At 40.2% G+C, this 25,492-nt stretch carries 22 protein-coding genes; 18 read left to right on the top strand and 4 right to left on the bottom strand.

Annotation, left to right across the window (positions count from 1 at the left end):
- Positions 1-6: 6 nt before the first annotated feature.
- Positions 7-804 carry a DUF4249 family protein gene (locus tag ABFX33_RS16665; protein ID WP_346086927.1) on the top strand — a complete coding sequence of 266 codons (798 nt, stop codon included), beginning with the start codon at positions 7-9 and terminating at the stop codon, positions 802-804.
- Positions 805-807: 3 nt separating this feature from the next.
- Here the strand turns inward: ABFX33_RS16665 and ABFX33_RS16660 are convergent, their stop codons facing one another.
- Positions 808-1,350, bottom strand: a complete 543-nt coding sequence (locus ABFX33_RS16660) for a polysaccharide deacetylase family protein (protein WP_428835650.1) — start codon at positions 1,348-1,350, stop codon at positions 808-810.
- A gap of 122 nt (positions 1,351-1,472) precedes the next feature.
- Between ABFX33_RS16660 and ABFX33_RS16655 the strand changes: the two genes are divergently transcribed.
- From ABFX33_RS16655 to ispE, 5 genes are all read left to right on the top strand, one after another.
- The gene (locus tag ABFX33_RS16655) at positions 1,473-2,852 is read left to right on the top strand and encodes a TolC family protein (protein ID WP_346086925.1); all 1,380 of its coding nucleotides are present in this window, start codon (positions 1,473-1,475) and stop codon (positions 2,850-2,852) included.
- A 21-nt stretch (positions 2,853-2,873) separates the two neighbouring features.
- Entirely contained in the window at positions 2,874-4,178 is a 1,305-nt protein-coding gene (locus ABFX33_RS16650; RefSeq protein ID WP_346086924.1) for an efflux RND transporter periplasmic adaptor subunit, read from the top strand.
- 109 nt (positions 4,179-4,287) lie between these two features.
- Positions 4,288-5,256: a ComEA family DNA-binding protein gene (locus tag ABFX33_RS16645; RefSeq protein ID WP_346086923.1), complete on the top strand. Its 969-nt coding sequence runs from the start codon at positions 4,288-4,290 to the stop codon at positions 5,254-5,256.
- On the top strand, positions 5,243-5,770 hold the full coding sequence (locus ABFX33_RS16640) for an adenine phosphoribosyltransferase (protein WP_120257369.1): 528 nt from the start codon (positions 5,243-5,245) through the stop codon (positions 5,768-5,770). Before ABFX33_RS16645 ends, ABFX33_RS16640 begins: the two co-directional genes overlap by 14 nt.
- 34 nt (positions 5,771-5,804) lie before the next feature.
- Positions 5,805-6,626 (top strand): 4-(cytidine 5'-diphospho)-2-C-methyl-D-erythritol kinase, encoded by an 822-nt coding sequence (ispE, locus tag ABFX33_RS16635; RefSeq protein WP_346086922.1) that lies wholly within the window; start codon positions 5,805-5,807, stop codon positions 6,624-6,626.
- Between the two features lie 72 nt (positions 6,627-6,698).
- Here ispE and ABFX33_RS16630 read toward each other — a convergent pair whose 3' ends face one another.
- Positions 6,699-7,544 carry an ATP cone domain-containing protein gene (locus ABFX33_RS16630; protein ID WP_346086921.1) on the bottom strand — a complete coding sequence of 282 codons (846 nt, stop codon included), beginning with the start codon at positions 7,542-7,544 and terminating at the stop codon, positions 6,699-6,701.
- Between the two features lie 134 nt (positions 7,545-7,678).
- On the opposite strand from ABFX33_RS16630, the gene ABFX33_RS16625 reads away from it, so the two are divergent.
- On the top strand, positions 7,679-7,975 hold the full coding sequence (locus tag ABFX33_RS16625) for a YgaP family membrane protein (protein WP_120257372.1): 297 nt from the start codon (positions 7,679-7,681) through the stop codon (positions 7,973-7,975).
- 99 nt (positions 7,976-8,074) lie between these two features.
- Here ABFX33_RS16625 and ychF read toward each other — a convergent pair whose 3' ends face one another.
- The gene (ychF, locus tag ABFX33_RS16620) at positions 8,075-9,175 is read right to left on the bottom strand and encodes a redox-regulated ATPase YchF (RefSeq protein WP_346086920.1); all 1,101 of its coding nucleotides are present in this window, start codon (positions 9,173-9,175) and stop codon (positions 8,075-8,077) included.
- A 68-nt stretch (positions 9,176-9,243) separates the two neighbouring features.
- Between ychF and ABFX33_RS16615 the strand changes: the two genes are divergently transcribed.
- The 11 genes from ABFX33_RS16615 to ABFX33_RS16565 all read left to right on the top strand — a co-directional run bounded on the left by ABFX33_RS16615 (position 9,244) and on the right by ABFX33_RS16565 (position 24,595).
- Positions 9,244-9,591 (top strand): Rieske (2Fe-2S) protein, encoded by a 348-nt coding sequence (locus tag ABFX33_RS16615; protein ID WP_257090994.1) that lies wholly within the window; start codon positions 9,244-9,246, stop codon positions 9,589-9,591.
- Positions 9,592-9,667: 76 nt separating this feature from the next.
- Positions 9,668-10,672, top strand: coding sequence for an NAD(P)H-dependent glycerol-3-phosphate dehydrogenase (locus ABFX33_RS16610; RefSeq protein ID WP_120257375.1), 1,005 nt, complete (start codon positions 9,668-9,670; stop codon positions 10,670-10,672).
- A gap of 17 nt (positions 10,673-10,689) precedes the next feature.
- A complete protein-coding gene (gene hemF, locus ABFX33_RS16605; RefSeq protein WP_346086919.1) occupies positions 10,690-11,589 on the top strand; it encodes an oxygen-dependent coproporphyrinogen oxidase in 900 nt (299 codons plus the stop codon).
- A 17-nt stretch (positions 11,590-11,606) separates the two neighbouring features.
- The gene (locus ABFX33_RS16600; RefSeq protein WP_346086918.1) at positions 11,607-12,866 is read left to right on the top strand and encodes a M16 family metallopeptidase; all 1,260 of its coding nucleotides are present in this window, start codon (positions 11,607-11,609) and stop codon (positions 12,864-12,866) included.
- Positions 12,856-14,178 (top strand): M16 family metallopeptidase, encoded by a 1,323-nt coding sequence (locus ABFX33_RS16595; protein ID WP_257090993.1) that lies wholly within the window; start codon positions 12,856-12,858, stop codon positions 14,176-14,178. The genes ABFX33_RS16600 and ABFX33_RS16595 overlap by 11 nt, the downstream gene beginning before the upstream one ends.
- A 71-nt stretch (positions 14,179-14,249) precedes the next feature.
- Positions 14,250-15,203, top strand: coding sequence for an exonuclease domain-containing protein (locus tag ABFX33_RS16590; protein ID WP_346086917.1), 954 nt, complete (start codon positions 14,250-14,252; stop codon positions 15,201-15,203).
- Between the two features lie 27 nt (positions 15,204-15,230).
- Positions 15,231-16,187: a thioredoxin-disulfide reductase gene (gene trxB / locus ABFX33_RS16585; protein WP_120257380.1), complete on the top strand. Its 957-nt coding sequence runs from the start codon at positions 15,231-15,233 to the stop codon at positions 16,185-16,187.
- Positions 16,188-16,767: 580 nt separating this feature from the next.
- Complete coding sequence (locus ABFX33_RS16580; protein ID WP_346086916.1) at positions 16,768-19,821, top strand: SusC/RagA family TonB-linked outer membrane protein; 3,054 nt, start codon at positions 16,768-16,770, stop codon at positions 19,819-19,821.
- 14 nt (positions 19,822-19,835) lie between these two features.
- Positions 19,836-21,305 carry a RagB/SusD family nutrient uptake outer membrane protein gene (locus tag ABFX33_RS16575; protein WP_346086915.1) on the top strand — a complete coding sequence of 490 codons (1,470 nt, stop codon included), beginning with the start codon at positions 19,836-19,838 and terminating at the stop codon, positions 21,303-21,305.
- A 33-nt stretch (positions 21,306-21,338) separates the two neighbouring features.
- The gene (locus ABFX33_RS16570; protein WP_346086914.1) at positions 21,339-22,931 is read left to right on the top strand and encodes an arylsulfatase; all 1,593 of its coding nucleotides are present in this window, start codon (positions 21,339-21,341) and stop codon (positions 22,929-22,931) included.
- A 41-nt stretch (positions 22,932-22,972) separates the two neighbouring features.
- The gene (locus tag ABFX33_RS16565) at positions 22,973-24,595 is read left to right on the top strand and encodes an arylsulfatase (protein ID WP_346086913.1); all 1,623 of its coding nucleotides are present in this window, start codon (positions 22,973-22,975) and stop codon (positions 24,593-24,595) included.
- Positions 24,596-24,788: 193 nt separating this feature from the next.
- Here ABFX33_RS16565 and rnhA read toward each other — a convergent pair whose 3' ends face one another.
- On the bottom strand, positions 24,789-25,283 hold the full coding sequence (rnhA, locus tag ABFX33_RS16560) for a ribonuclease HI (RefSeq protein WP_108633818.1): 495 nt from the start codon (positions 25,281-25,283) through the stop codon (positions 24,789-24,791).
- Positions 25,284-25,492 lie beyond the last annotated feature (209 nt).

Genomic DNA, 25,492 nt, shown 5'->3' with positions numbered 1-25,492 from the left:
CACAACATGAGAAAGATAGTAGGATTGATCGCCATAGCTTGGATAACTTTGATTGGTTGTGAAGATAAAATTGATTTGAAATTACCTGAAAACACGGGCCAGCTCGTGATTACAGCTGATCTAATGGTGTCGGATCAACTACATGAGATCCGTATTCAAAAAGTCGTCAGTTTAAAAGAATCAATGTTAGCTCCAATAACAGATGCGGAAGTTTACATAAGAAATCTGCAAAATAATCGTATATATACCTTTTTGCCTGGATCCGATGGTGTGTATACCAATAAGACATTGCGACTACAGGAAAAGTCCAGTTATCGACTGTATGTCAAAACCGCTGATGGCAAAGAAATTGAAGGAACTTCGACAGTACCGTCCTATGTGGATGTGGATTCGATAGGACTTTCCGAACGGATCATATTTACAGACACCATATATTATCCTACACTGGTCTTTAACGATCCCCCAGAAAAAGGGAACTATTATAAGTATAAGATGTCTGTGAACGGGGGAGAGTTGCGCTTTATCGATGTGTTTAGTGATAAATATAATAATGGGCTGCAAGTACAACATGATATTGTCGACCGCGATAGAGATCTCAAGATAGGAGATCGGGTACGGGTTTTGCGTCAATGCATTGATCTGGGCGCATATAACTATTGGAATAGCTTCCAGATGATTAATCCTGGAGCAGCGTCACCTTCCAATCCGATTTCAAATCTGTCCAATAATGTTTTGGGATATTTCAGTGTGAGTGTAGGTAAATATTACGAATCTGAAGTGGTTTTATCGCGATCTAGGCCCTAATACTTATTCTAGTCTTACTATTTGATATTGATTTGCTAGGAGAAATTCAATCGTTCTAGGTAAAGCGTATTCAACTCGGGGAATGGCTTTGATATTGTCATGGAAGATGATAATCGAGCCATTCTGTATATTGGGAAGTACATTTTCAAGGCATTTTTCAGGACTTAGCTTCTGATCAAAGTCGCCGGACATGATATCCCACATTACCACACGATAATTTTTGTATAACTTTTTAAGCTGTGATTTTGTTGCTTTTGCATAAGGTGGACGAAAGAGATCGGTTTGTGTTAGCTCCTGACATTGAGTTACATTGTCGATGTAGACCTCGTCATTTGTATCCCAGCCCTTGAGGTGATTGTAGGTATGATTACCTACTTGATGTCCTTCTTGTAAAATTCTTTGAAACAAATGTGGATTTTTTTTAATATTTTCACCAACACAAAAAAATGTTGCCTTGACCTGATATTTTTTTAGGATATCGAGTATAAAAGGTGTAATTTCAGGAATTGGACCATCATCAAAAGTAAGATAGACTTTTTTTTCCATCCTCGGCATATGCCAGACTGATCTGGGGTAAAGCCAACGAAGGAAGAAAGGGGATTTGACAAAATACATAACCGATAAATGAAGTTCAAATCTATAAAAATTGTATGGTTCTACATATGAACATGAAAAGATTTTATTATTCTGCAGTAATATTTACTGGTTTTTTTCTTGGAACGAACAACCTAATCCAAGCTCAACAGGTCGTTGGGGTAGCCGAAGCGATACGCATGACTTTGGAACGTAATGTGCAAATTAAGCAAGCCGAACTGAGTAAAGATCTCGCTGCTCAGGATTTATTTCAATCAAAAAGTAATTTATTGCCTGATTTAAGAGCTTCCGTTGAACAGAATTTCCGTTATGGCTTTGCCTTCGATTTGACTTCGGCCCAAATTGTTAACAATGCCTGGACCAGAACTACGAATGGATCGGTAGGGTCCAGTGTGAATATATTTCAAGGTTTTCAACAGGTTAATCAGATAAAAGCAAATAAGTTTCAGTTGGAATCCTCTGCTACACAGGTGGAGAAAGTGAAAAATGACCTTGTTCTAAATGTCCTGGTGAATTATTTGGAAGCTATTACTAATCATGAATTGATGGTAGCCAGTGAAGATCAGATTGCTTTATCAAAACAACAATTTTCATTAGACTCCATACAGTTTGCTGTTGGGAATAAGACTATCGCTGATATTGCAAAATCAAAGAATCAGGTTGCTACGAATGAATTGAACAAAGTAAATTTGAAGAATTCTTATGAGATGTCCTTGTTAACTTTGAAACAATTGATGGAAATGCCTCCAGAAACAGTTATTTCTTTGGAACGTCCGAGCTTAGAATCTGTTTTGGTAAATGCCGAAGATAAAAATGCCATAGACGTATACCAAAAGGCTTTAATAAGGCAACCGGATATCCTTAAATCTGCATTGGATAAGGAGGTCGCGTTAAAACAGATCGATATTGCCAAAGGGGGATATTACCCAACACTCAATTTGAGTGTGAGTTACGGCACAAATTATTCTTCTGCCACAACACGACAAACCGATCCATTAGATATCAAAACGAGATATCGTGTGCCTTTTAGTGATCAAATATCAGAAAACAAATCATTTTTTACTGGTTTATCACTTGCAGTTCCAATTTTTTCTAAGAATCAGAATAAGGTTAACGTTGCAAAAGCTAAGATCGGGCTAAAACAGGCTGAAGCTGCTGAGCAATTAGCCAAGAACAATTTAAATAAAGCTGTAAACCAAGCTGTATTGGACGTTAATGCCGCCAAACAAAAATATACTTCGGCAACGACAGCCTTTGAAAGTGCTGAAACGGCTTACAAAGCTACCAAAGAACGATACGATATCGGCATGGCAAATTCCCTTGAATTATTTACCGCGCAAACTGAACGGAACAAAGCAGAATTTGATCTGATTCAAGCAAAATATAACGTAATATTCAGATCTAAGATTATCGATTATTACTTGGGAAATCCAATTCAATTCGACAACAATTAACCTATTTGATTAGCAAAAACAATGGCAAAGAAAAAACGTAGTGTAGTAAAGATTCTATTAATAGTCGTAGCGCTCCTGGCAATTTTTGTTTTTATCGGCTTTCAGGCCGGTTGGTTTGGAAAGGGAGAGATTACTAAAGTCGCTGTAGACGTCGTGAAGGAAACGGATGTAGATGAATTGGTGTCTGCCAGTGGAAAAATACAACCGGAAATAGAGGTTAAGCTGAGTTCGGAAGTTTCAGGTGAGGTTGTTGAACTAAATATCAAAGAAGGTGACTTTGTAAAAAAAGGACAAGTACTCTGTCGGATCAAACCCGATATCTTACAGTCCGGCTATGATCGCTCTGTAGCAGCAATGAATTCGCAACGTGCCAATCTCGCTGCTGCACAACAACAGCTAAAACAACAGGAAGAAAATTTCAAAAATGTAGCTGCTACTTACAAGAGAAACCAAGAACTTTTTGAAAAAAGGGTTATTTCCGCAGCTGAAATGGATAAGAGTTCTTCTGAGTACTTTTCGACTCTTGCGGCCATTCAGGCACAAAGAGAGACTGTAAAATCAAGTAGATATGGTATTGATCAATCACAAGCTTCTGTCAAAGAAGCTCAGGATAACCTAAATAGAACAACCATTTATGCTCCGACAGACGGTATTATCTCTTTATTGTCTATCGAACAGGGAGAGCGTGTGGTGGGAACAGCACAAATGGCTGGTACTGAAATTATGCGCATCGCCAATATGTCTTCGATGGAGGTAAATGTTGATGTCAATGAGAATGATATCAACAACGTCAGAGTAGGAAATCAAGCTGAAATTGAAGTAGATGCTTTTCAAGATAGAAAATTTAAAGGCATTGTGACTGAAATAGCAAGTTCGTCCAAAAATATTGCAACAACAACAGCTGCAACCTCATCAACAGATCAAGTCACAAATTTTAATGTAAAAGTGCGTATCAGCGCAGAATCTTATCAGGATCTGATCAAAGAAAATGTCGCTTCGCCGTTCAAACCTGGATTATCCGCTACTGTACAGATTTTTACAAAACATGATAAAGGTTTGGTAGTACCTATACAGTCGGTTACCGTAAGATCGGATGATAAAGATTCTACGAATACAAATAAGAAGATACAGGAATATGTATTCGTTTTAAAAGATCAGACAGTAAAACAAGTTCCGATCAAAACTGGGATTCAAGATGATAAAAACATTATTATTCTATCCGGATTGAAAAAAGGAGATCAAGTTGTTTCTCGACCATTTGATGCGATCTCTAAAACGCTAAAGGATGGTAGTAAAGTGGAAAAAGTAGATAAATCCGCGTTGTAAAATTATATCGGTACATTATTTATAACAAAAGGGAGGTGTTTTTTTAATATCTCCCTTTTTATTTTCCTTCTAATTTATTAAATTTATACAACCCAATCCCTAACAGCTTATGAAAAGGCTATTGACTTACTTTAAATTTAACAAAACAGAGCAAAATGGGTTCTTCGTTATATTGGTGATAATCATTGTCTTTAGTATTATATATTCCCTTGTTAGTAGAGAAGATAAAAGTGATCCGATTGCTCATCAGGCACGGGTTTTTGAACAGTCATTTCATGACTCAACCGATGCTGCAGATTATCCAAATAAGAAATTTAATGTAGCCGATGTTCATTTGGAAAAGAGGGGGGCTCGTTCGGATCCGGATCCCAGTACAGACAATAACGTTGTAGATACTAAGCTATTTTATTTTGATCCCAATAATTTATCTGTCGAGGCATGGCGCGAGCTCGGTCTCTCGGATAAGCAAATTGCCGTGATCAAGAATTATGAGAAAAAAGGTGGCCGGTTTAAAGATAAAAATGATGTTAGAAAAATATATTCCATCAACGCGAAATTATATAAAAAGCTCGAACCCTATATTGCTATTAAAGCAGAGACAGCAGGACCAAGTACGGCAACTAAAGCCCCCTTACTTTATGATAAATTTGAAACCAATCATGCTGAACTTATAGATCTTAATACCTGCGATACAATAGCCTTGATGAGCCTCAAAGGGATCGGTACAATTCTTTCTAAGCGCATTTTGAAGTATAAAGAGGTGCTTGGTGGGTTCTATCGAATAGAGCAGTTAAAGGAAGTATATGGAGTCACTCCGGAAACATATGACCTCATCAAGGATTATATTATGGTGTCTAATTTAGAAGGAATCAAAAAAATCAATATTAACCATATTGATGCCAATTCATTGGGCAAACATCCGTATCTTAGCCCAAAGGATGCGAAATTAATAGTTAATTATCGAGATCAACATGGCAATTACGCTAATATAGAAGATTTTACCAAGATAGGTACACTTTCAGATCTTGCTATTGCTAAAATCGCACCGTATTTAATATTTGAGAATGATTCAAGATAAATTGAAACTGGAAATCCGGGATATTGTGGATTTTCCAAAGCCGGGTATTGTATTCAAAGATATTACCCCCTTGTTGAAAGATGCTGAACTTTGCAATGAAATGATCGACGCGATTATTGACCAACTTCAAGGAATAGAAATTGATGCTATTGCAGGTATTGAAAGCCGTGGATTTCTTTTCGGGTTTTTACTGGCCAACAGATTAGGGTTGCCCTTCATTCCAATTCGTAAGCAAGGAAAACTACCATTTAAAACGATTTCTGAGTCTTACGCCCTGGAATATGGTCAGGCAACGATAGAAATCCATGAAGACGCCTTCGAGAAGGGTAGCCGCATTTTGATCCATGATGATCTGTTGGCAACGGGCGGAACTGTCGTCGCAGCCAGCAAACTTATTGAAAAATTGGGTGGAGTGATTGCGGCCTATAGTTTTATCATTTCATTGGATTTTCTCAAAGCAAAAGGCAGATTGTCTCGGTTTAGTGATACGATCTCCTCACTGGTGAGCTATTAATGTAGAATTTAAGTGTTGATTTAGACGATATCGTATGATACTCTTTGCAAATGCTAAAATAAATATCGGACTGCAGGTAGTTGCCAGGCGACCGGATGGCTATCATGAATTGAATAGCATTTTCTACCCCTTACCAATCTATGATATTATAGAGATACTGGAGACGGATGCACAAGATTGCACGCTGACACTCCAGGGGAACCGCATACCTGGGGATTCCGCAGATAATCTCTGTTTAAGGGCGCACGCATTGTTAAAAAAAGATTTTGATATTCCTGCAGTCAGGATTGGTCTGATCAAACAAATTCCAATTGGAGCTGGATTAGGTGGCGGATCTGCGGATGCAACTTTTGTACTGAAAGGACTTAATGAGCTGTTTAAGCTAAATTTGACAAGTACGCAATTAGCGAAATATGCCGCACAATTGGGGGCAGACTGCCCATTCTTTATCGCAAATAAACCCGTATTTGCAACTGGGATAGGGACAGAATTTACGGAGATATCGCTTGATCTGGATGAATACCACATTGCAGTTATTATGCCTGATATCCATGTCTCTACTGCCGAAGCTTATAGTGGGGTGAAACCGATGCTCTCAGATGTTAATTTGGAGGAGGCGATCCGATTGCCTATTCAGGAATGGAAATTCCATATTCGAAATGATTTTGAAGAATCTATTTTTGAGCGTTATCCCTTGCTCAAAGAAATTAAAGAGGCCTTGTATCATAAAGGGGCAATATACACGTCAATGTCAGGCTCCGGTGCTGCAATCTATGCCATTTTTTGGGAAAAGATGGATTTAAGCGAGTTTTCCAGATATGGTAAGGTTTACTATCCCATTGCATTAGACAGATAATTACAGTTTGTAAAAAGCAATAGACCATACTTCAGTCTGCATGTATGCCTATTGCTTTTTACATTGATGATATTAATATTCTTCCTCCACTTTGTAATCTAATAGTTCAGTGGCTTCTTTGAGGACCTTCTCTTTTCTTTCCTTGTTAAGTCCAAGAATATCCAGTTTATCCGGATTGTTTACAATGTCTTTTACCAAAATCAGCTGATTTTTTAACAGCTGCTGTTCTTCCAGGTCCGAAAGGGTAGTCAAACAGGTGACCGGATAAAAGACGGCTTTATCGACTCTTCTTTTGATACTATTCTCTTTAGGATAATCCCAAGAGAGCAAGTTGATGCCGTAATAGGTTGCAAAATCGATTGAATCTGATGTAAAGTACGCGTTAGTGATCAACCAACCTTCCTGAAATTGTAATTTTTTGCCAAAGAAATTATAGTCAATTCCACTGATATCTTTGAATCGCGATAGGTAGTACATTGCTGTGGTAACGGAGATCTTGGCGTCAATGTCATTTCTAAACTTACACTCCGCTGTCATCAACTTACCATCTTTATAAGCAACCACATCCAATTCATGGGAAACAGCATGGCCTTGTACGGTCTGCCCAGTGGTGCTTTCATATCCAATTGAACGAAGCAAATGGGAGATGTATTTTTCAAAATAGAAACCTTCAGGTCCAAGATCACGTAGTGCTTTTTTTAGGCTGTATCGCGCGGCAAAAGAGTTTCGTACAGTCTTCAGTGTATCGAAAGCCAACTGATACAACTCCCTGGTTGAAATGCCATCGTATATTTCACCTAAAACACTGCTGTATACTTCGTTTACTTGATCGTTATTTGCTCCCGAACGGGAAAGCGAATGCCGTAGGGCATCTCCATTAAAAGGGACTAATTCACCGGAATATTTTTTGACTTGCATGGATATTTAATTTGATAAATACGAATATAAGGGATGTGATCCGAGAAATCATATAAAAACTATTATTCTATTTCTAAACTTTTTTGGATCATAATTTGTTTACATAAAGAAACAATACTTAAATATAGATAATTATGAGTAACCTATTGCTATTTGCATTTGACAAGATTAAAGCTAAGATAAAAGATGATTGCATTGAGGAGAATATCGGTGCTTCCGAACGCGTATTATCTGTAATTGCGGGGGGCTTTATTTTAGGTTTGGGCGTAAAAAAGATATTTAAATCTCCACTGGCTGGGCTTTCAGGATTGACCCTTGGCGGGACGTTAATTTATCGTGGTGTGACAGGACATTGTGATGTCAAAAAATTGTTGGAAGATAAAGATGTTAAAAAAGTTGAGGTAATAGAACATCGTTATTTTGTTAAATAACGATAGGTATTGGGGGGCTAAAACAGATTTTAAAAATAGACGGCCGAAAATCATCTTTTCGGCCGTTTATGTTTTAAATCCCGCTGTTTAATCAGCTATTTATACATTAAAACGGAAGTGCATAATATCACCATCTTGTACAATGTAAGTTTTTCCTTCTACAGACAATTTTCCGGCTTCCTTTACTGCACTTTCTGAACCTAGATTAACAAAGTCATCATATTTGATTACTTCAGCACGGATAAACCCTTTCTCAAAATCTGTATGAATGACACCAGCTGCCTGAGGGGCTGTAAAACCATTCTCAATTGTCCAGGCACGTACTTCCTGAACGCCTGCTGTAAAGTAGGTCGCTAAATTTAATAAGGAATATGCTGCTCTGATCAATTTATGGACACCAGATTCTTCTAATCCAAGGTCATCCAAAAACATCTTACGCTCTTCGTAACTCTCCAATTGAGCGATTTCAGACTCAATTTGCGCAGATATAACCAATACTTCAGCTTTTTCATCTTTCACGGCTTCTTTTACACGATCGACATAAGCGTTGCCTGTATTGACAGAGCCTTCGTCCACATTACATACGTAAAGTACTGGCTTTGCGGTTAACAAGGCTAAGTCTTGGATAAATTCAAAATCTTCTGCTTCAATAGGTGCTGTACGTGCTGACTTGCCTGCCTCCAAATGTTCTTTAACGACAGATAGGATATCAAAAGTCTTTTTAGCATCTTTATCTCCACCCGTTTTTGCCATTTTCTCCACTTTTTGGATACGTTTTACCACAGTATCCAAATCCTTAAGTTGCAATTCTGTATCGATGATTTCTTTATCTCGGATTGGATCTACTGAACCATCCACATGGATAACATTACCATCATCAAAACATCTCAAAACGTGGATAATCGCATTTGTTGTGCGGATATTTCCTAAAAACTGGTTACCTAATCCTTCACCTTTTGATGCTCCTTTTACCAACCCGGCGATGTCGACGATTTCAATGGTATTTGGAACGATACGTTGTGGATTGACTAACTCAGCTAATTTATTTAGACGGGCATCCGGTACGGTAATTACCCCAACATTCGGTTCAATAGTACAAAATGGAAAGTTTGCTGCCTGCGCTTTCGCATTCGACAGACAGTTAAATAATGTTGATTTACCAACGTTTGGTAAACCTACGATACCGCATTGTAAAGCCATATATAGTGCAAATTTTTGAAATTGCACAAAGATAGAAAATTCACTGTAATTTTTAACTATCTTGTGGAATGCTTCGATGGTACAAAATTGATAATGCCCAATTTCTAAAGGACGAGGGGATAACAGAGCATAAGTTTGGCGGAAAAACCATTTGTCTTACTTGGTTTGAAGATCAATTACATGCCTTCTCCAGGAAATGTCCACATGCGGGCGCTCCGCTCAAAAATGGTTGGTGTGAACGTGGTAAAGTGATCTGTCCCTTTCATCGCCATGAATTTGATCTTGTAACAGGCAAGGGTAATCCTACCCAACATGACTTTATTCATATTTACCCTGTTAAAGAGGAAGAAAACGCCTATTATGTGGGTATTGAGAAAGGGTTTTGGCAAAGTTTTCTCGGTTCTAAAAGTAACTAAAGTATCATATCTCTTGATGCAATCGCATATCTAAGCAGTAAATAAGTATATTTGCTTTCGAAAACAAATTAAAAACATGCAGGGGAAAAAGATTGGTATAATTGGTAGCGGAAGCTGGGCGACGGCCATGATCAAGATGCTATGCGAAAATGACCAAGACAAACATATTTTTTGGTGGATTAGAAAAGAGGAAGATGCGGAGTATATTCAACAATTCAAACACAACCCGACTTATTTGAGTGGTGTTTCTGTTGATTTGAGTATTACAACCATCGATACCAATGCCAAAAATGTTGTTGTTAATTCAGATATTGTTATTTTAAATACGCCAGCAGCTTATTTAAAAGATGCATTGAGAGGAGTCACAAAGGAAGATTTTAAAGACAAAATAGTCGTGTCAGCCATCAAAGGGATAATTCCTAAAGATAACCTGATTATCGGTGAGTTTTTGGAACAGCATTACGCAGTCGATATCGAACGGATCTGTGTGGTCGGAGGACCTTGCCATGCGGAAGAAGTCGCCTTAGGTAAGCTGTCTTACCTGACATTTGGATGCAAAAACTTGGATAGTGCAGCCCTGGTTGCTTCGTTTTTGTCTTCCAGAGTCATTAAAACGATCTTATCGGAAGATATTTTAGGAATTGAATTTGGAGCGGTATTAAAGAATATTTATGCCCTTGCTGGAGGTATATGCCATGGGTTGGGCTATGGTGATAACTTTCAGGCAGTTTTGGTTTCCAATGCTATCCGCGAGATGCGTCGGTTTGTTGCTAAAGTAGATGGCGATACATCTCGGGATGTCAATACCTCAGCTTATTTGGGAGACTTGTTGGTCACGGCATATTCGCAGTTTAGCCGAAATAGAACATTTGGTAATATGATCGGTAAAGGGTATAGCGTGCAATCGGCTCAACTCGAAATGAATATGGTGGCCGAAGGTTATTATGCTTCTGCTTGTATTCAGGAATATGCCGAAAAATATGCTGTCGAATTACCTATTTGTGATGCCGTATACCAAATTTTATATCAACATCAGCCTGCATCTAAAATTATTCAAGCCCTGAGCGAAAAATTAACATAAACGTAGTGATAGAGTAGATGATTACAAAAGAAGCGATAGCTTTAGCTTATAAAGAAATTCAAGATGAAATATGCCAGGCTTTGGAACGCTTGGATGGTTCGGCCCGATTTGAGGAGGAACTATGGGAAAGAGAAGGTGGTGGTGGTGGCCGAACACGGATTATTCAGAACGGCAATATATTGGAAAAAGGTGGGGTCAACTTTTCCGCTGTGCATGGCAAACTGCCTGAAACAATTAAAAAAGCGTTTGGTGTCGATGAAGATGATTTTTTCGCCACAGGGGTTTCGATTGTCATTCATCCCAATAATCCATGGGTACCGATCATTCATATGAACATCCGATATTTCGAATTGAATGAACAGGTGCGTTGGTTTGGAGGGGGGATTGATCTGACACCACATTACGTGAATGAAGACGACGCCCAGTTTTTCCATCAACAATTGAAAACAGTCTGTGATAAGCATAATCCGACTTTCTATGATGAATTTAAAAAATGGGCAGATGACTATTTCTTTATTCGTCATAGACAAGAGACCCGTGGAATAGGAGGAGTTTTCTACGATAAATTAAATACAGCCAAAACGGGCATGGCTATGGAAGATATCTTGGCATTTTCCTGTGACTTAGGACGTAGCTTTGCGCCGACCTATACTGCGCTGGTCGAAAAAAATAGAAATAAAGCATATAACGAAACGCAGAAAAATTGGCAATTAATCCGTCGGGGACGCTACGTTGAGTTTAATTTGGTCTGGGATTCTGGTACTAAATTTGGACTGGAAACAAATGGCCGTATCGAGTCCATATTGATGAGTCTACCATCTCAAGCCAATTGGGTATACGATCATCACCCTGAAGAAGGCTCCGAAGAAGCCAAAACCTTATCCTTGTTGCGAAAAGGTATTAACTGGATTTCATAAAATCGAAAAAGAACTAGATGGTTTCATACCAAAAATTTACCTTAGAAAACGGCCTACGTGTTTTGGTACACGAGGATCATAACACGGCAATGGCCTGTGTAAATATATTGTACGATGTAGGTGCAAGGGACGAATCGCCGGAGCAGACTGGTTTTGCTCATTTATTTGAGCACCTAATGTTTGGCGGTAGCGTCAATATCCCTAGTTTTGATACAGAATTACAAAAAGTAGGTGGTGAGAATAATGCCTTTACAAGCAATGATATCACCAATTACTATATTACTTTACCCTCTTCAAATCTGGAAACAGCACTTTGGTTAGAATCGGATCGCATGTTAAGTTTAGCATTCTCAGCTCAAAGTCTTGAAGTGCAGCGGAATGTAGTAAGTGAAGAATTTAAACAGCGTTATCTCAATCAACCTTATGGGGATGCTTGGCTCAAATTACGTCCTTTAGCGTATAAGGTGCATCCATACCGTTGGGCTACCATCGGTAAAGAGCTAAAACATATTGAAGATGCGACCATGGAGGATGTTAAGGCTTTCTTCAAATTGCATTACAATCCACAGAGTGCAATTATGGTTGTCTCTGGTGATGTATATTATGAAGAAGTTAAATCATTGGTTCAGAAATGGTTCGGTGATATTGATCCCGGTCAAAAATATAATCGTCAGCTACCGCAAGAACCGATACAAAAGGAACTAAGAAGGGAAACGGCCTTTGCTCCAGTACCATTAGATGCACTTTACATGGCTTTTCACGGACCAGCACGACTGGAAGATGGTTACTTTGCCATGGATCTACTCTCAGATATCCTTTCCAGAGGATCTTCATCAAGACTATATCGTAGACTAGTAAAAGAAGAACAACTCTTTAGTGAGTTAAATGCTTACGTGATGGGCAGTATCGATAATAATCTGTTTGTTATCGAAGGTAAACCTTCCGAAGGAATATCGTTGGAAGAAGCCGAACGTGCAGTATGGGGTGAACTCGATCTGTTGAAAAAAGAATTGGTGTCGGATACCGAACTGGAAAAAGTTAAAAATAAAATCGAATCAACCAATGTATTTGCTGAATTATCAATTTTAGATAAAGCAATGAATTTGGCCTTTCATGAGTTGCTTGGTGATGCCGATGGTATCAATACCGAAGTGTCGAAATATTTGGCTGTAACCGCCCAAGAAGTACAAGCACAAGCACAAGCTATTTTTAATCCCGAAAACGCATCAGTATTAATGTATAAAGCACAAGAGGAGGAGATACGACATGTTGGATAGAACAAAAGCACCTGAATTCCGTGAAATTGGTCATATAAGTTTGAAAGAACCTGTCAAAAAGCAGTTCGCAAACGGATTGCCAGTGTATGTATTTCATTCTCCTGAACAGGAACTTGTCCGCATTGAATGGATTTTTGAAAATAAATACCTCGATACACAAAATGAAAATCCGCTCCTGAATAGTGTATTAAGTGCATTGTTAAAAGAGGGTACAATGAGTATGTCAAGTGCCGAGATTGCGGACAAAGTAGATTTTTATGGTGCATTTCTTGTCCCCGAATACTCCTTTGATGTAACCTCCTTGTCTTTGTACACATTGAACAGACATAGCCAGGTTCTGCTGCCCCTTGTCAAAGATATACTGACAGAAGCATCTATTCCACAGGAGGAACTTGATACGTATCTCCGTAACAACAAACAAAAATTTCAGGTATCCATTCAAAAAAATGATTATCTGGCAAGACGTAAGTTTTACAACTTGGTTTTTGGTGAAAGCAACCGTTATGGTCGTACACCAAAAATAGATGATTATGATGCGATTAACCGTGATCAATTGATTGCATTATATCAGAAAGAAATTGTACCGAGTAATTGTACATTGATTGTGTCTGGAAATGTTTCTAATAATTTGATGAAAGAGTTGGAGCAGATTTTTGGATTCGAATGGCTAGAAGATGTAGCAGTCACTACGGCAAATAATCCGGTATTTATTCAAGATGCCGGTGGTATAGCTTACGAAGAAAAAGAAAATGCACTACAATCAGCTATTCGTCTAGGGAATCAAACCATTTCGAGAATCCATCCCGATTACCCTGCGCTACAATTTGTAAATACATTGCTGGGTGGATTTTTCGGTTCGCGATTGATGCGAAATATCCGTGAGGAAAAAGGATATACCTACAGTATTGGTTCGGCGGTTGCAACCTTAAAACATACTGGCTTTTTAACAATTGCTACGGAAGTTGGTGTCGATGTAACAAATGCAACATTAGGAGAGATCGAGAAAGAAATCAACCTGTTGAAGACCACATTAGCCCTGGACGAAGAAGTCGAGCTGGTGAAAACCTATATGGAGGGATCGATGTTGGGTTCGTTGGAGAGTATCTTTTCTCACGCGGATAAATTCAAAAATGTCTTGTTGAACGATATGAGCTTAACGTATTATTCTTATTACATGGAGCAGGTCAAAAACATGACACCCGAGAAAGTTCGTGATATCGCAAATAAATATCTCGATTTTAACCAAATGATTAAGGTTGTCGTAGGTAAATTCAATCAGTTGGAACCGATTCATCAAGCGGTTGTAAATTAAATTTCACAGACTACAAAAATCAAATTCAACTTTGTATTTTTGGTTTTTGTAAAAAAAGCATACTATCCAGCATGGAATTAAAATTAAAAAGACCATTGGTATTTTTCGATTTAGAGACGACGGGAGTTAATGTCGCGACAGATCGTATTGTAGAAGTATCATTTTTGAAAGTGATGCCCAGTGGTGAAGAAACTGTATATACGAAGAAAATTAATCCAGAAAGACCGATTCCTGCAGAATCAACCTTCTTTCATGGTATTCGTGATGAAGATATCAAAGATGCACCGACGTTTAAAGCCATTGCAGTAGAATTAGCTGCATTTATTGGCGATGCGGATTTGGCAGGATACAATTCAAATAAGTTTGATGTGCCTATGCTTATGGAAGAATTTTTGCGTGCAGGTGTAGATTTTTCGTTGGAAGGGCGTGCTTTTGTTGATGTACAGAACATCTTCCATCAAATGGAACAGCGTACTTTAAAGGCAGCGTATAAGTTTTATTGTAATGAAAATCTTGAAAATGCACATACTGCTGAAGCGGATGTGCGTGCTACGTATGAAGTCTTAAAAGCACAGTTGACGAAATACGAAGGATCAGCATTTGAAGATCGTCATGGCGTTGTATCTTATCCTGTTGTTAATGATGTTGCCGCATTGCACGAATTTACAAATTTAAGTAAACCCGTGGATTTTGCAGGCCGCATCGTCTACAACGAAGATGGATTGGAGACTATTAATTTTGGTAAGCACAAAGGAAAACCGATTGTAGAAGTCTTTGAACAGGAGCCTAGCTATTATGCTTGGATGCAGAACGGTGATTTCCCTTTATATACCAAAAAAGTACTGGAAAATATCTGGATCAGATATAAGAAAGAAAAAAGCGAGCAAAAAGCTAAAGCGGCTCCGACGCATTCAGTAGAAGATAAAAAAACTGCTAAAAAGGAATTTAATCAACAAAAAGAGGAGAAACCTCAAAATATTTCTTTGGACATGTTGAAAGGATTGCAAGATAAATTTAAAAAATAACTTTATTAATAGCTTAGAAAAAGGATTATGGAATTCAAACAAGAAGTGGAGCATGTACAGTGTCTGATTATTGGTTCAGGACCGGCGGGATATACTGCAGCAATTTATGCTGCCCGTGCGGATATGAAACCGGTGGTATATACAGGTATTGTACCGGGGGGGCAGTTAACACAAACCACAGAAGTGGACAATTTTCCGGGATATCCAAAAGGGATTACCGGTCCAGTTATGATGGAAGACTTACGGGAACAAGCTGAACGCTTTGGAACATCCGTACGCTTTGGTTATGTGACAAAAGTAGACTTCACAGGTGATGTACACCGCGTAGAAATTGATGGAACAGTTCAGGTTACTGCCGACACGGTGATTATTGCTACAGGAGCAACAGCGAAGTGGTTGGGCTTAGAATCTGAACAAAAATATAATGGTTTTGGTGTGTCAGCTTGTGCTGTCTGTGACGGTTTCTTCTTTAAAAATCAAGAAGTTGCCATCGTAGGTGCTGGCGATACAGCTGCAGAAGAAGCGACCTATCTCGCAAAATTGTGTTCGAAAGTACACATGTTGGTGCGTCGTGATGAGTTCCGCGCATCAAAAGCAATGGTGCACCGCGTCATGAACACACCGAATATCGAAGTACATTACAACTCCGAAGCTAAAGAGGTTTTAGGGGATGGTCAAGTGGTGACAGGAATCCGTGTAATCAATAATAAAGATCAATCTGAGAAAGATCTTGAAGTAACAGGTTTCTTCGTTGCAATCGGTCATAAACCGAATACGGAGTTATTTACTGGCGTATTGGAAATGGATGAAACAGGCTATCTGATTACCAAGCCAGATAGTACTGCAACCAATATACCAGGAGTCTTTGCCTGTGGAGATGTACAAGATAATATATTCCGCCAAGCGATCACTGCGGCTGGTACAGGTTGTATGGCTGCGCTTGAAGCAGAAAGATATCTTGCTGCAAAAGAAAGTGGAGAATAAGATCCCCAAATAGTAAATACCTTTGGGATATCTGCTCTAGTGAGGATAAATTCTCAAAAAAATTGTAAACATAAGCCCGATCCAATATCGGGCTTATGTTGTTTTAGGCACTCTCTTCTACAATAATCCTCCTGATAGATTTATCCTACGACAATAAATAATCTTTTTAAAAAAGAACTGCCACTAATCTCCCTGATTAATTCATTTCACCACGATAAACAGACCTTTATAAGAAAATCATAAATAGTTTTCAAAAAGACTACTTGTTTAGTAGTCTTTTTGAAAACTATTTATATATTTGTACTGTCGTTAACAATTGGCGTTGGCAACGAACATAAAAACTAGACTACAAATTTTGAACAAGTATGAAAAACGACTATCTAAAACCGCTAACAAGCAACCTAAAACCTATCCCAACTTTTAATCTTTTCTTCTTCATTTGTCGAATGCGAATGTGTAGTTAAACACAACCATCTTTCTTGTTTATAAATCATTAAACAAGGAATTCGAGTTTTAAAAAAACAAGAGTACCAAATGGCGTTGGCACTTGTTTGCATATTCATATTAAATAGAACTGACAATGAAAAATTTCAGTGTACTTCCGTATGCTATTTTAGTCGTGCTTATTCTCAATACATTCGTATTTGCGGAGGCACAGCAACCTCAACCGATTATCAACGCGTCCCTAATAGGTACAGTTATTGACGCAACGACCAAAGAACCCATCGAGGGGGTGACCATACAGTTGGAGGCTGTTACACATAGTGTAAAAACAGATCAGAAAGGGAAATTCCAATTCGTAACCGGGCAAAAACTGCCTTTTACATTAATCTTAACTTTTGTTGGCTACCAGAAGAAAAGAATCATCGTCAACACATCACCGGCAATTATTGAGTTGGTTCCTTCATCCGAAGATCTGGAGGAGGTCGTCGTGGTGGGATACGGAACTCAAAAGCGTCGTGATCTGACAGGAGCTGTGGCATCTGTGCCAGAAAATCTGCTCCGGCAGCCTGTTTCTTCGCTAGATCAGACCTTGAAAGGAGGTGTCTCTGGTGTTCAGGTTACACAAACTTCGGGACAACCTGGCGGGGGAGTGAGCATCCGCATTCGGGGTGGGGCTTCCATACAAGGCGGAAATGAACCGCTGTATGTCATCGATGGATTTCCAGTCTACAACCAGACAGAAAGTACTGGTGTTGGAAGCGGCACCCCTGTCAATCCGCTGGCCAGCATAAATCCAGCAGATATAGAAAGCATTGAGGTCTTAAAAGATGCCGCTGCAACGGCAATATATGGATCTCGTGGAGCAAATGGCGTTATCTTGGTCACGACTAAAAAAGGTAAGGCTGGCCATGTACAATTGACCTATGACGGTAGTATTGGTGTACAGCGTGTTCTCAAGAAAATTGATGTCTTGAATGCCCATGATTTTGCCATCCTTCGTAACGAAGCTTTATATGATGCTAATCCCAGCTTAGGTCCATATCAATATCGTAAACAGGCAGAGATAGATCAATTAGGCGAAGGAACGAATTGGCAAAAAGAAGCTTTTCGGACAGGTAACATACAAAATCATCAACTTGCACTGTCTGGTGGTGCTGAAAAAGTACAGTATTTTCTCGGTGCCAATTATTTTGATCAACAGGGTGTTATCGTAAATACAGATTTCAAACGTTTGGGTTTTCGTTCCAATATCAATGCAAATCCTTTTGACCGTTTGCAGGTAGGAGCCAATGTATCTATCAATAAAACCAATGCACAGATTGCACCAACGGGTATTGTCAATGCCTTGCTCATTATGCCGCCCACAGCAACAATCTACGAGCCAAATGGTGCGTATACCCTACGCAATCCATTTGAAAATATTTTTGCAAATCCCATTGCGACATTGAAAGAAACCACAAATACATCAAATGGTTTACGTATTCTGGGCACTTCCTTTGCACAGTATCGTATATTAGAGGGCCTACAAGCTAAAGTGCTCTTTGGGGTTGATCTCAACAGCCGTAATGATAAATTCTATCTACCATCCTACATCTATGAAGGGAGTGGATCAAAAGGTGAGGCAAGTCTAGGAAATTTAGATGGAACATCCTGGTTGAATGAAAATACCTTAACCTATACCGGCGCTATCGGACAGCATAATTTTAATGCTTTGCTTGGTTTTACACAGCAGGAAAATAAAAATGAAGTTTTTAGGGCTGGAGCACAGAATTTTGTTACCGACGATTTGCTTTTCAATAGCCTACAAAGCGGCTCCACCATTACACGCCCTTCTTCGGATACCTACAATTGGGTGCTCCATTCGTACCTGGCGCGGGTTAACTATAATTATGCAAATAAATACTATGCATCAGCGAGCATACGCCGCGATGGAAGTTCCAGATTTGGTGCCGACAATAAATGGGGAAATTTCCCCTCCTTGGCATTCTCCTGGCGTGTCGCGAATGAGTCTTTTTTTAAGCAAGCTTTTCCCGGCATCAGTGATTTTAAGATACGGACCAGTTTCGGTACCACAGGAAATCAGGAGATCGGTCAATACCAGTCACTTTCAACCCTGTATAGTTTAAATTACCTCTTTGGAAATAATGTAGTCACAGGCTTTGCATCGCAACGGATACCCAACAAAAACCTGGGTTGGGAAACAACCTTTCAATACGACGCTGGTTTTGATCTTGCCGTCCTGAGCAATAGACTACAGTTTACGATTGATTATTATTATAAAAAGACAAAGGATCTATTATTGAACGTGGAGATCCCCTGGACTTCGGGTTATGCCACTTCATTGCAAAACTTTGGTTCAGTTTCCAATAAAGGCGTGGAGTTTGGTTTGAAATCAAAAAATTTACAAGGCAATCTGAGCTGGAATACCGACCTGAATATTTCGTTTAACCGCAATAAAGTACTAACTATCGGTGAAGGTGCGACATCTTATATTTCTGGAAACTACATTATTAAGGTAGGTGAGCCTTTGGGCACTTTTTATGGTACCGTTACCGACGGTATTCTACAGTTCGGGGAGGAAAGTAGTAAAGGTGCATTGACGGGAAATGCAAATCCAAAGGCTGGGGATCGCTTATATAAGGATATTAATGGAGACGGTCAATTTACAACCGCCAATGATCGCACACTAATCGGTAATGCCCAACCTGATTTTATATTCGGTATCGGCAATACTTTTTCCTATAAGGGGTTTGATCTCTCTTTCTTGATTCAAGGAACAGTTGGTAACGATCTACTGAATATCAACCGTCAAAATCTTGAGATGTTTACGGGGCAACAGAATGCATCCATCGATGCGCTTGACCGCTGGACCGCGGGTAATCCAAGTCAACTGTATCCTAGAGCGAAACTAGATCCCGCCCCAATATTTTCGGATCAATTTGTTGAAAGTGGTTCATTCGCACGATTGAAGTCCTTACAACTTGGCTATAGCTTTCCAAAAGAATGGCTAAAGAATGCGCACATTACAAATCTGAATCTGTACCTGGCAGCGCAAAATCTATTGACCTGGACGAACTATAGGGGGTTCGATCCAGAGGTAACTTCGGGTAGCAATGTTCAGATTGGGACGGATGCCGGCATTTACCCAGCTGCCAAATCTGTTTCCTTAGGTGTTTCCTTAACCTTTTAATTTTACAGATACCAATGAAAAAAATACATTTCCATCTTACTGTAGTGTTGATTTTGCTGACAGGGATATCCTGCTCAAAATTGACCGAAAACCCCGAAAGCGCATTGGTTTCAGAACAGTTTTACCTCAATCAGGGGCAGGCAGTTGCCGCTGTAACCGGTACTTATCGAAAATTGTATGAGACAGGGCAATCCCTTTACAACAGCCTATTCCAGATTGGTGTGGAGATGGCAACAGATGACTATGAAGCTGGACCCAGAGCACGAAATGCCCATGTACGTGCCCTAAGCAATCTGACCCATGACGCCTCAAATGATCGAATGGAGCAACTCTGGAAACAGAGCTACGATGCAATTAATGCATCAAACCTAAACATTGTCCATATCGAAGCGATGACGCAAAATCAGATTGATGCAACAGTACAGCAGCGTCTGATCAATGAGGCAAAATTTCTCCGTGCATTGCACTACTTCAACCTGGTGCGCTGGTTTGGTCCAGTTCCACTTGTGGTACGTCCTATAGAAACCTTATCCACGCAAGAGTTGTATGTGACAAAGGCTTCTGAAGATGATGTGTATGCACAGATCATCACTGATCTGAAAGCGGCCTCCAGTCTACCAAATTATAAGAATTATAGCGATGCAGATAAGGGGCGTGCTACATCCGGAGCGGCGAGAAGTCTTTTGGCTAAGGTATATCTAACCCGAGCGGATTGGACAAATGCCAAACTGCTTGCTAAGGAGGTGATTGATAAAGAGGGGTATGCACTTTTTCCGAACTTCGCTGATGTCTTCGATATAGAGAAAAAAAATGGTGTTGAACATATTTTCTCGGCACAGTTTAAAGGGAACAGTGGCTATCAGGGCAATTCATTGGCCAGTCGTTCGGCACCAGCCGATATACCAGGTATCAATGGGGATTACGCCGACGCCCTACATGCCGAAGGCGGACTTTACAAAAGCTTCGTAGCAACCGATAAACGTCTCCCCATCACATTTACAACTGGCATGACATCACCTACCGACGGGAAATACTATGCATTGGCTAAGCCACAATTCAATAAGTATTACGATGAAACCGTGGTCGGTAACCAGTCACAGTCTGGGAAGAATACACCCATCATCCGGTATGCTGAAGTCTTACTTATTTTTGCTGAAGCGGAAAATGAGTTAAATGGTTCCACTAAGGAAGCAAGAGATGCAATCAACGCGGTACGTACACGGGCAGGGGTGGAGAACGTGCTGGATAAGGAGAATAAAGATAGTTTTCGGGAGCTTGTATTTGAAGAACGCCGCAAGGAATTGGTGTATGAATACCAGCGCTGGTTTGACCTCGTACGTCGGGGAGCAAACTATTACATCACAAAACTCAAAGCAGCCGGAAAAACAAACGCAGCAGCTAGACATCTTCATTTTCCAACTCCGCAGCGAGAGCTGAATTTAAACCCAAAACTGGTCCAACATCCAGATTGGCTGGCGAAATAATAAAGATATAAGTTCAACAAAACGAGATAATTTATGAAAACAGTATTTATTCTTTTATTGACCGGTTTAAGTTGCTTGCTGAATAGAAGTACAGCGCAGGATAAGCGACCAAATATTGTCTTGATTCTGGTCGACGATTTGGGTTTTTCAGATATCGAGCCTTATGGCGGAACGGATTTTCATACACCAAATTTGACGGAATTGGCACAACAGGGCACACGTTTTCAGGAGTTTTATAACAATTCGATCTGTGCCCCAACACGAGCAACATTGTTGACAGGGCAATATGCCCATCGTGCCGGTATGGGCTATTTTAACGTTAACCTCGGCTTGCCGGCCTATCAGGGATTTCTGAATCACGAATCGCGGACATTGGCCGAAATACTGCAAGGAGCAGGTTATTCGACTATTATTTCCGGGAAATGGCATGTCGGCGATGATAATGATCAATGGCCTGCACAACGTGGGTTTGAACGCTCCTTTAATTTTGTGGGGGGAGCCTCTAATTTTTATGAAATCAATGATCCCGAAAATCCTACCGTACCATTGTATAGAAACAATAAAGCCTTCTATTTACCTAAAAATCGGTATCTAACAGACGAAATCACTGATCAGGCAATCGGTTTTCTGCGCGAGCAAGCACAGGATAAAAAACCATTTTTCTTATACCTCGCCTTTAATGCACCACATTGGCCTTTGCAGGCTCCGGAAGAGGAAACCCAAAAATATAATGGCGTATACCAACAAGGTTGGGATAGCCTGCGTGTGAAACGCTACGAAAATGCACTTCAAAAAGGTGTTTTTCCTAAAGGTCAGCTGATCGCTGCGAAGGATTCCAGTGTGCAAGAATGGCACAAGCTTACCTATGATGAACAACAATATTGGCAACGTCGGCAACAAGTGTTTGCCGCAATGGTCGATCGCGTGGATCAGAGCATTGGAAAGGTGCGGCAGACATTAAAAGAACTAAAAAAAGATAAGAACACGATTATCATCTTTTTATCAGACAACGGCGCTCAAGGTGGTGAGCGTAATCGCATTTATACATCCCGAAATACCGAAACCGTTGGTTTGCCAGGCTCCTATGATATACAAAATAGCAGTTGGTCCCAAACAGGCAATTCACCCTTGCGAAGCTATAAGGACAATCCTTACGAAGGGGGTATTGGTTCACCATTTATTGTCTGGTATCCCAAAGAAGTTAAAGCCAATGTTGTGAAGCGGGGAACAGGACACCTGATTGATATTGCGCCTACATTGTATGATTTTGCACAAGCGAAATATCCTTCGAAAGAAGGAGACTTGACCACCAACCCACTACCAGGTATAAGTCTACGGCAACTATTGCATACGGACAAAAACCAGGTTGACCGTCAAGCGCCCTTGTTTTGGGAACGGGCCGGGAACAAAGCTGTTCGCTATGGTAAATGGAAACTTGTCTCCTTATTTAAAGAAGGAAATAAGCCGCAGCTTTATAATATCGACGAAGACCGCGGAGAAAATAGAGATCTCGCGGATCAATACCCTGAGATCGTCAAAGACCTCGAAGCTCGTTATACAGTCTGGGCAAAAGAGAATGGTGTAGTAGATTATAGACTGCTGAAACCGACCGGTCAATTCCGCTAAGCGCAGGAAGTAACTAATTGATGAACAAATAATTTATACGGATGAAAAAGATAACATTATATATAGCCCTTATTTTTGGATGGGCAGGTACTGTTCTGGCACAAAGTAAAAAGCCAAATATTATCTTGATTCTCGCGGATGACCTTGGGTATTCAGATTTGGGTGCCTACGGCTCAGAGATTGCAACCCCCAATCTCGACCGTTTGGCCAATGAAGGGATACGCCTGAAACAGTTTTACAATAACTCCATCTGCGCACCTACACGTGCATCGCTGATTACGGGGCAGTATCAGCACAAAGCAGGGGTGGGGTATTTCTCAAATGATCTGGGCCTACCGGCTTATCAAGGTTATATCAATGCAGAGTCGCTGACCATCGCTGAAGTCCTTCGCTCCAATGGCTACATCACAGCGACATCAGGCAAATGGCATGTGTCTGGTAAAGGCAAGAGTCTTCCTTGGGATCGCGGTTTTGACTTAGTTTTCCCGAGAGAGGAAAAGAATGCTGATTCGGGCGCTCCAACTTTCCATAAAACAACAGATTCCGCAGGTTATCCTTTGGAAAGTTCCTTTTCCACAGAGCTGATCAATCGGGCAGCCGAAGGCTTTCTGGATCAGATCAAAGGTCAAGATAAACCCTTCTTTCTGTATTTGGCACATACTGCGCCACACTGGCCTTTAGTTGCCCTACCACAAGATATTGCCAAGTACAAAGGACGCTATGATAAAGGGTGGGAAAGTATCCGTCGTGAGCGATTTGAGCGTCAGAAGCAATTGGGTATTGTTGAAAATGGGACAGCACTCTCTGTTGCTGATGAGGATATTTACGATTGGGAGCGTTTATCTTTTGATCAAAGACAGTTATGGGCCAAGAAAATGGAGGTATTTGCCGCGATGGTCGACCGTTTGGATCAGACTGTAGGCAAACTATTGCAAAAACTGAAAGACAACGGACAATTGGACAATACCTTAATCGTGTTTCTGTCTGATAATGGAGCACCTGCAGAGGATCTTGTTCGTTGGTTTCATGGTGCTCGATTAAATAATGGTCCGGTTGGCACGGTGGGCTCATTCGAATCACAAAGTAAAAACTGGTCCTATGCATCAAACACACCATTCAAGGCCTTTAAAGATTATACCTATGAAGGTGGTATCAACGCGCCGTTTATAGCTTGGTTTCCGGGCAAGATCGCACAGGGTATTAAAAAGGGTACTGGGCATATCATAGATTTGGCGCCGACCTTCTATGATTTGGCTGGAGCTGTGTATCCAAAAGAATATCAAGGACATCAGGCGAATAAGCTTCCCGGGAAAAGCCTGGTTCCCGTACTGTTACAGCAGCAGGATACGGTCAAACGGGAAGAAGGTCTGTTTTGGGAACGGGCAGGTAATCGTGCCGCGCGGATCGGAAAGTGGAAATTGGTGTCAACCTGGCCTTCCTATAAATGGGAATTATACGATCTGGAACAAGACCCTACAGAGCGAAAAGATATAGCGAGCCAACATCACGAAGTTGTATCACGTTTATCAACAGCTTATTTTCGCTGGGCAAGGGATAATGGGGTGGTGGATTTCGCCGAATTGGAGCGCAAGGAACCTGTCAGTATGAAGGAATTTAGAGCGAGTAAAACCCAAGAAATCGCTGTACCAGCGTTTCGCTTTTAGGAGGTGGAAAAATTGATAAAACTGAACGTCAGGTATACGGGAGAACATGCAAATTGATCCGAAGAAGTCTAGACCAAACAAAAGAGCAGCAAATCCAAAGGATTTGCTGCTCTGCTATAACAATTGAACATTCGATATTCAATCCTAATTGGGTTCAATTTTAGAAAGCTGACTTTTGGAATAGTTACATTCACTATTTGTTTTCTTCGACTTCAAATACTGTGTCAATCTTCCAGTTACTCTTATCTTTGGAAGCTGCAACAGCCAGGCGGTCGCAACGTTCGTTCAAAGGATGGCCAGCATGCCCTTTGACCCATACCAGCTTGACCTTATGTAATTTATAAACGTTCATTAAACGCATCCATAAGTCCTTATTCTTTTTTCCGGCAAATCCTTTTTGGATCCAGCCATAGACCCATTTTTTATCAATCGCATCAATGACATATTTGGAATCGGAATATACAGTAACCGCTTGGTTTAAATTTTTTAATGCTTCCAGCCCCACAATAACAGCCATTAGCTCCATTCGGTTGTTTGTCGTTTTTCGATACCCCCCTGAAAATTCCTTTTCGATGAGTTTTCCTTTAAATGCTTCGTTGTCGCCTGTATAAATGGTCCTCAAAATGGTTCCATAACCACCTGGTCCCGGATTTCCGCTTGAGGCCCCGTCTGTATATAATTCGATCATACCCTTCAAACTTAGATAAATTTGTGTTGAAATACAATTATAATTATGCTCATTGCCTCTACAGCTTGGTACTCTGTCACTAATATTGAGGAGTTATACGGTTTAGCAAAGGCTTCCTCGCTGTAAATTATCGCTTACACAATAGGATTCTGACGATTTATATGTATTTTGCCGTCTTAAACTCGTTATGTAATTGATAATTTAGCTTT

The sequence above is a fragment of the Sphingobacterium ginsenosidimutans genome (genome assembly GCF_039536865.1).
GTDB classification, from domain to species: Bacteria; Bacteroidota; Bacteroidia; order Sphingobacteriales; family Sphingobacteriaceae; genus Sphingobacterium; species Sphingobacterium detergens.
The sequence above is the reverse complement of the archived record's forward strand: the minus strand, read 5'-3'. Positions and strand labels throughout refer to the sequence as shown.

What these genes read in the sequence shown, in the direction of transcription:
- ABFX33_RS16665 (WP_346086927.1), top strand. Translation starts at nt 7, where the DNA reads ATGAGAAAGATAGTAGGATTGATCGCCATAGCTTGGATAACTTTGATT.
- ABFX33_RS16660 (WP_428835650.1), bottom strand. Translation starts at nt 1,350, where the DNA reads ATGGAAAAAAAAGTCTATCTTACTTTTGATGATGGTCCAATTCCTGAA.
- ABFX33_RS16655 (WP_346086925.1), top strand. Translation starts at nt 1,473, where the DNA reads ATGAAAAGATTTTATTATTCTGCAGTAATATTTACTGGTTTTTTTCTT.
- ABFX33_RS16650 (WP_346086924.1), top strand. Translation starts at nt 2,874, where the DNA reads ATGGCAAAGAAAAAACGTAGTGTAGTAAAGATTCTATTAATAGTCGTA.
- ABFX33_RS16645 (WP_346086923.1), top strand. Translation starts at nt 4,288, where the DNA reads ATGAAAAGGCTATTGACTTACTTTAAATTTAACAAAACAGAGCAAAAT.
- ABFX33_RS16640 (WP_120257369.1), top strand. Translation starts at nt 5,243, where the DNA reads ATGATTCAAGATAAATTGAAACTGGAAATCCGGGATATTGTGGATTTT.
- ispE (WP_346086922.1), top strand. Translation starts at nt 5,805, where the DNA reads ATGATACTCTTTGCAAATGCTAAAATAAATATCGGACTGCAGGTAGTT.
- ABFX33_RS16630 (WP_346086921.1), bottom strand. Translation starts at nt 7,544, where the DNA reads ATGCAAGTCAAAAAATATTCCGGTGAATTAGTCCCTTTTAATGGAGAT.
- ABFX33_RS16625 (WP_120257372.1), top strand. Translation starts at nt 7,679, where the DNA reads ATGAGTAACCTATTGCTATTTGCATTTGACAAGATTAAAGCTAAGATA.
- ychF (WP_346086920.1), bottom strand. Translation starts at nt 9,175, where the DNA reads ATGGCTTTACAATGCGGTATCGTAGGTTTACCAAACGTTGGTAAATCA.
- ABFX33_RS16615 (WP_257090994.1), top strand. Translation starts at nt 9,244, where the DNA reads ATGCTTCGATGGTACAAAATTGATAATGCCCAATTTCTAAAGGACGAG.
- ABFX33_RS16610 (WP_120257375.1), top strand. Translation starts at nt 9,668, where the DNA reads ATGCAGGGGAAAAAGATTGGTATAATTGGTAGCGGAAGCTGGGCGACG.
- hemF (WP_346086919.1), top strand. Translation starts at nt 10,690, where the DNA reads ATGATTACAAAAGAAGCGATAGCTTTAGCTTATAAAGAAATTCAAGAT.
- ABFX33_RS16600 (WP_346086918.1), top strand. Translation starts at nt 11,607, where the DNA reads ATGGTTTCATACCAAAAATTTACCTTAGAAAACGGCCTACGTGTTTTG.
- ABFX33_RS16595 (WP_257090993.1), top strand. Translation starts at nt 12,856, where the DNA reads ATGTTGGATAGAACAAAAGCACCTGAATTCCGTGAAATTGGTCATATA.
- ABFX33_RS16590 (WP_346086917.1), top strand. Translation starts at nt 14,250, where the DNA reads ATGGAATTAAAATTAAAAAGACCATTGGTATTTTTCGATTTAGAGACG.
- trxB (WP_120257380.1), top strand. Translation starts at nt 15,231, where the DNA reads ATGGAATTCAAACAAGAAGTGGAGCATGTACAGTGTCTGATTATTGGT.
- ABFX33_RS16580 (WP_346086916.1), top strand. Translation starts at nt 16,768, where the DNA reads ATGAAAAATTTCAGTGTACTTCCGTATGCTATTTTAGTCGTGCTTATT.
- ABFX33_RS16575 (WP_346086915.1), top strand. Translation starts at nt 19,836, where the DNA reads ATGAAAAAAATACATTTCCATCTTACTGTAGTGTTGATTTTGCTGACA.
- ABFX33_RS16570 (WP_346086914.1), top strand. Translation starts at nt 21,339, where the DNA reads ATGAAAACAGTATTTATTCTTTTATTGACCGGTTTAAGTTGCTTGCTG.
- ABFX33_RS16565 (WP_346086913.1), top strand. Translation starts at nt 22,973, where the DNA reads ATGAAAAAGATAACATTATATATAGCCCTTATTTTTGGATGGGCAGGT.
- rnhA (WP_108633818.1), bottom strand. Translation starts at nt 25,283, where the DNA reads ATGATCGAATTATATACAGACGGGGCCTCAAGCGGAAATCCGGGACCA.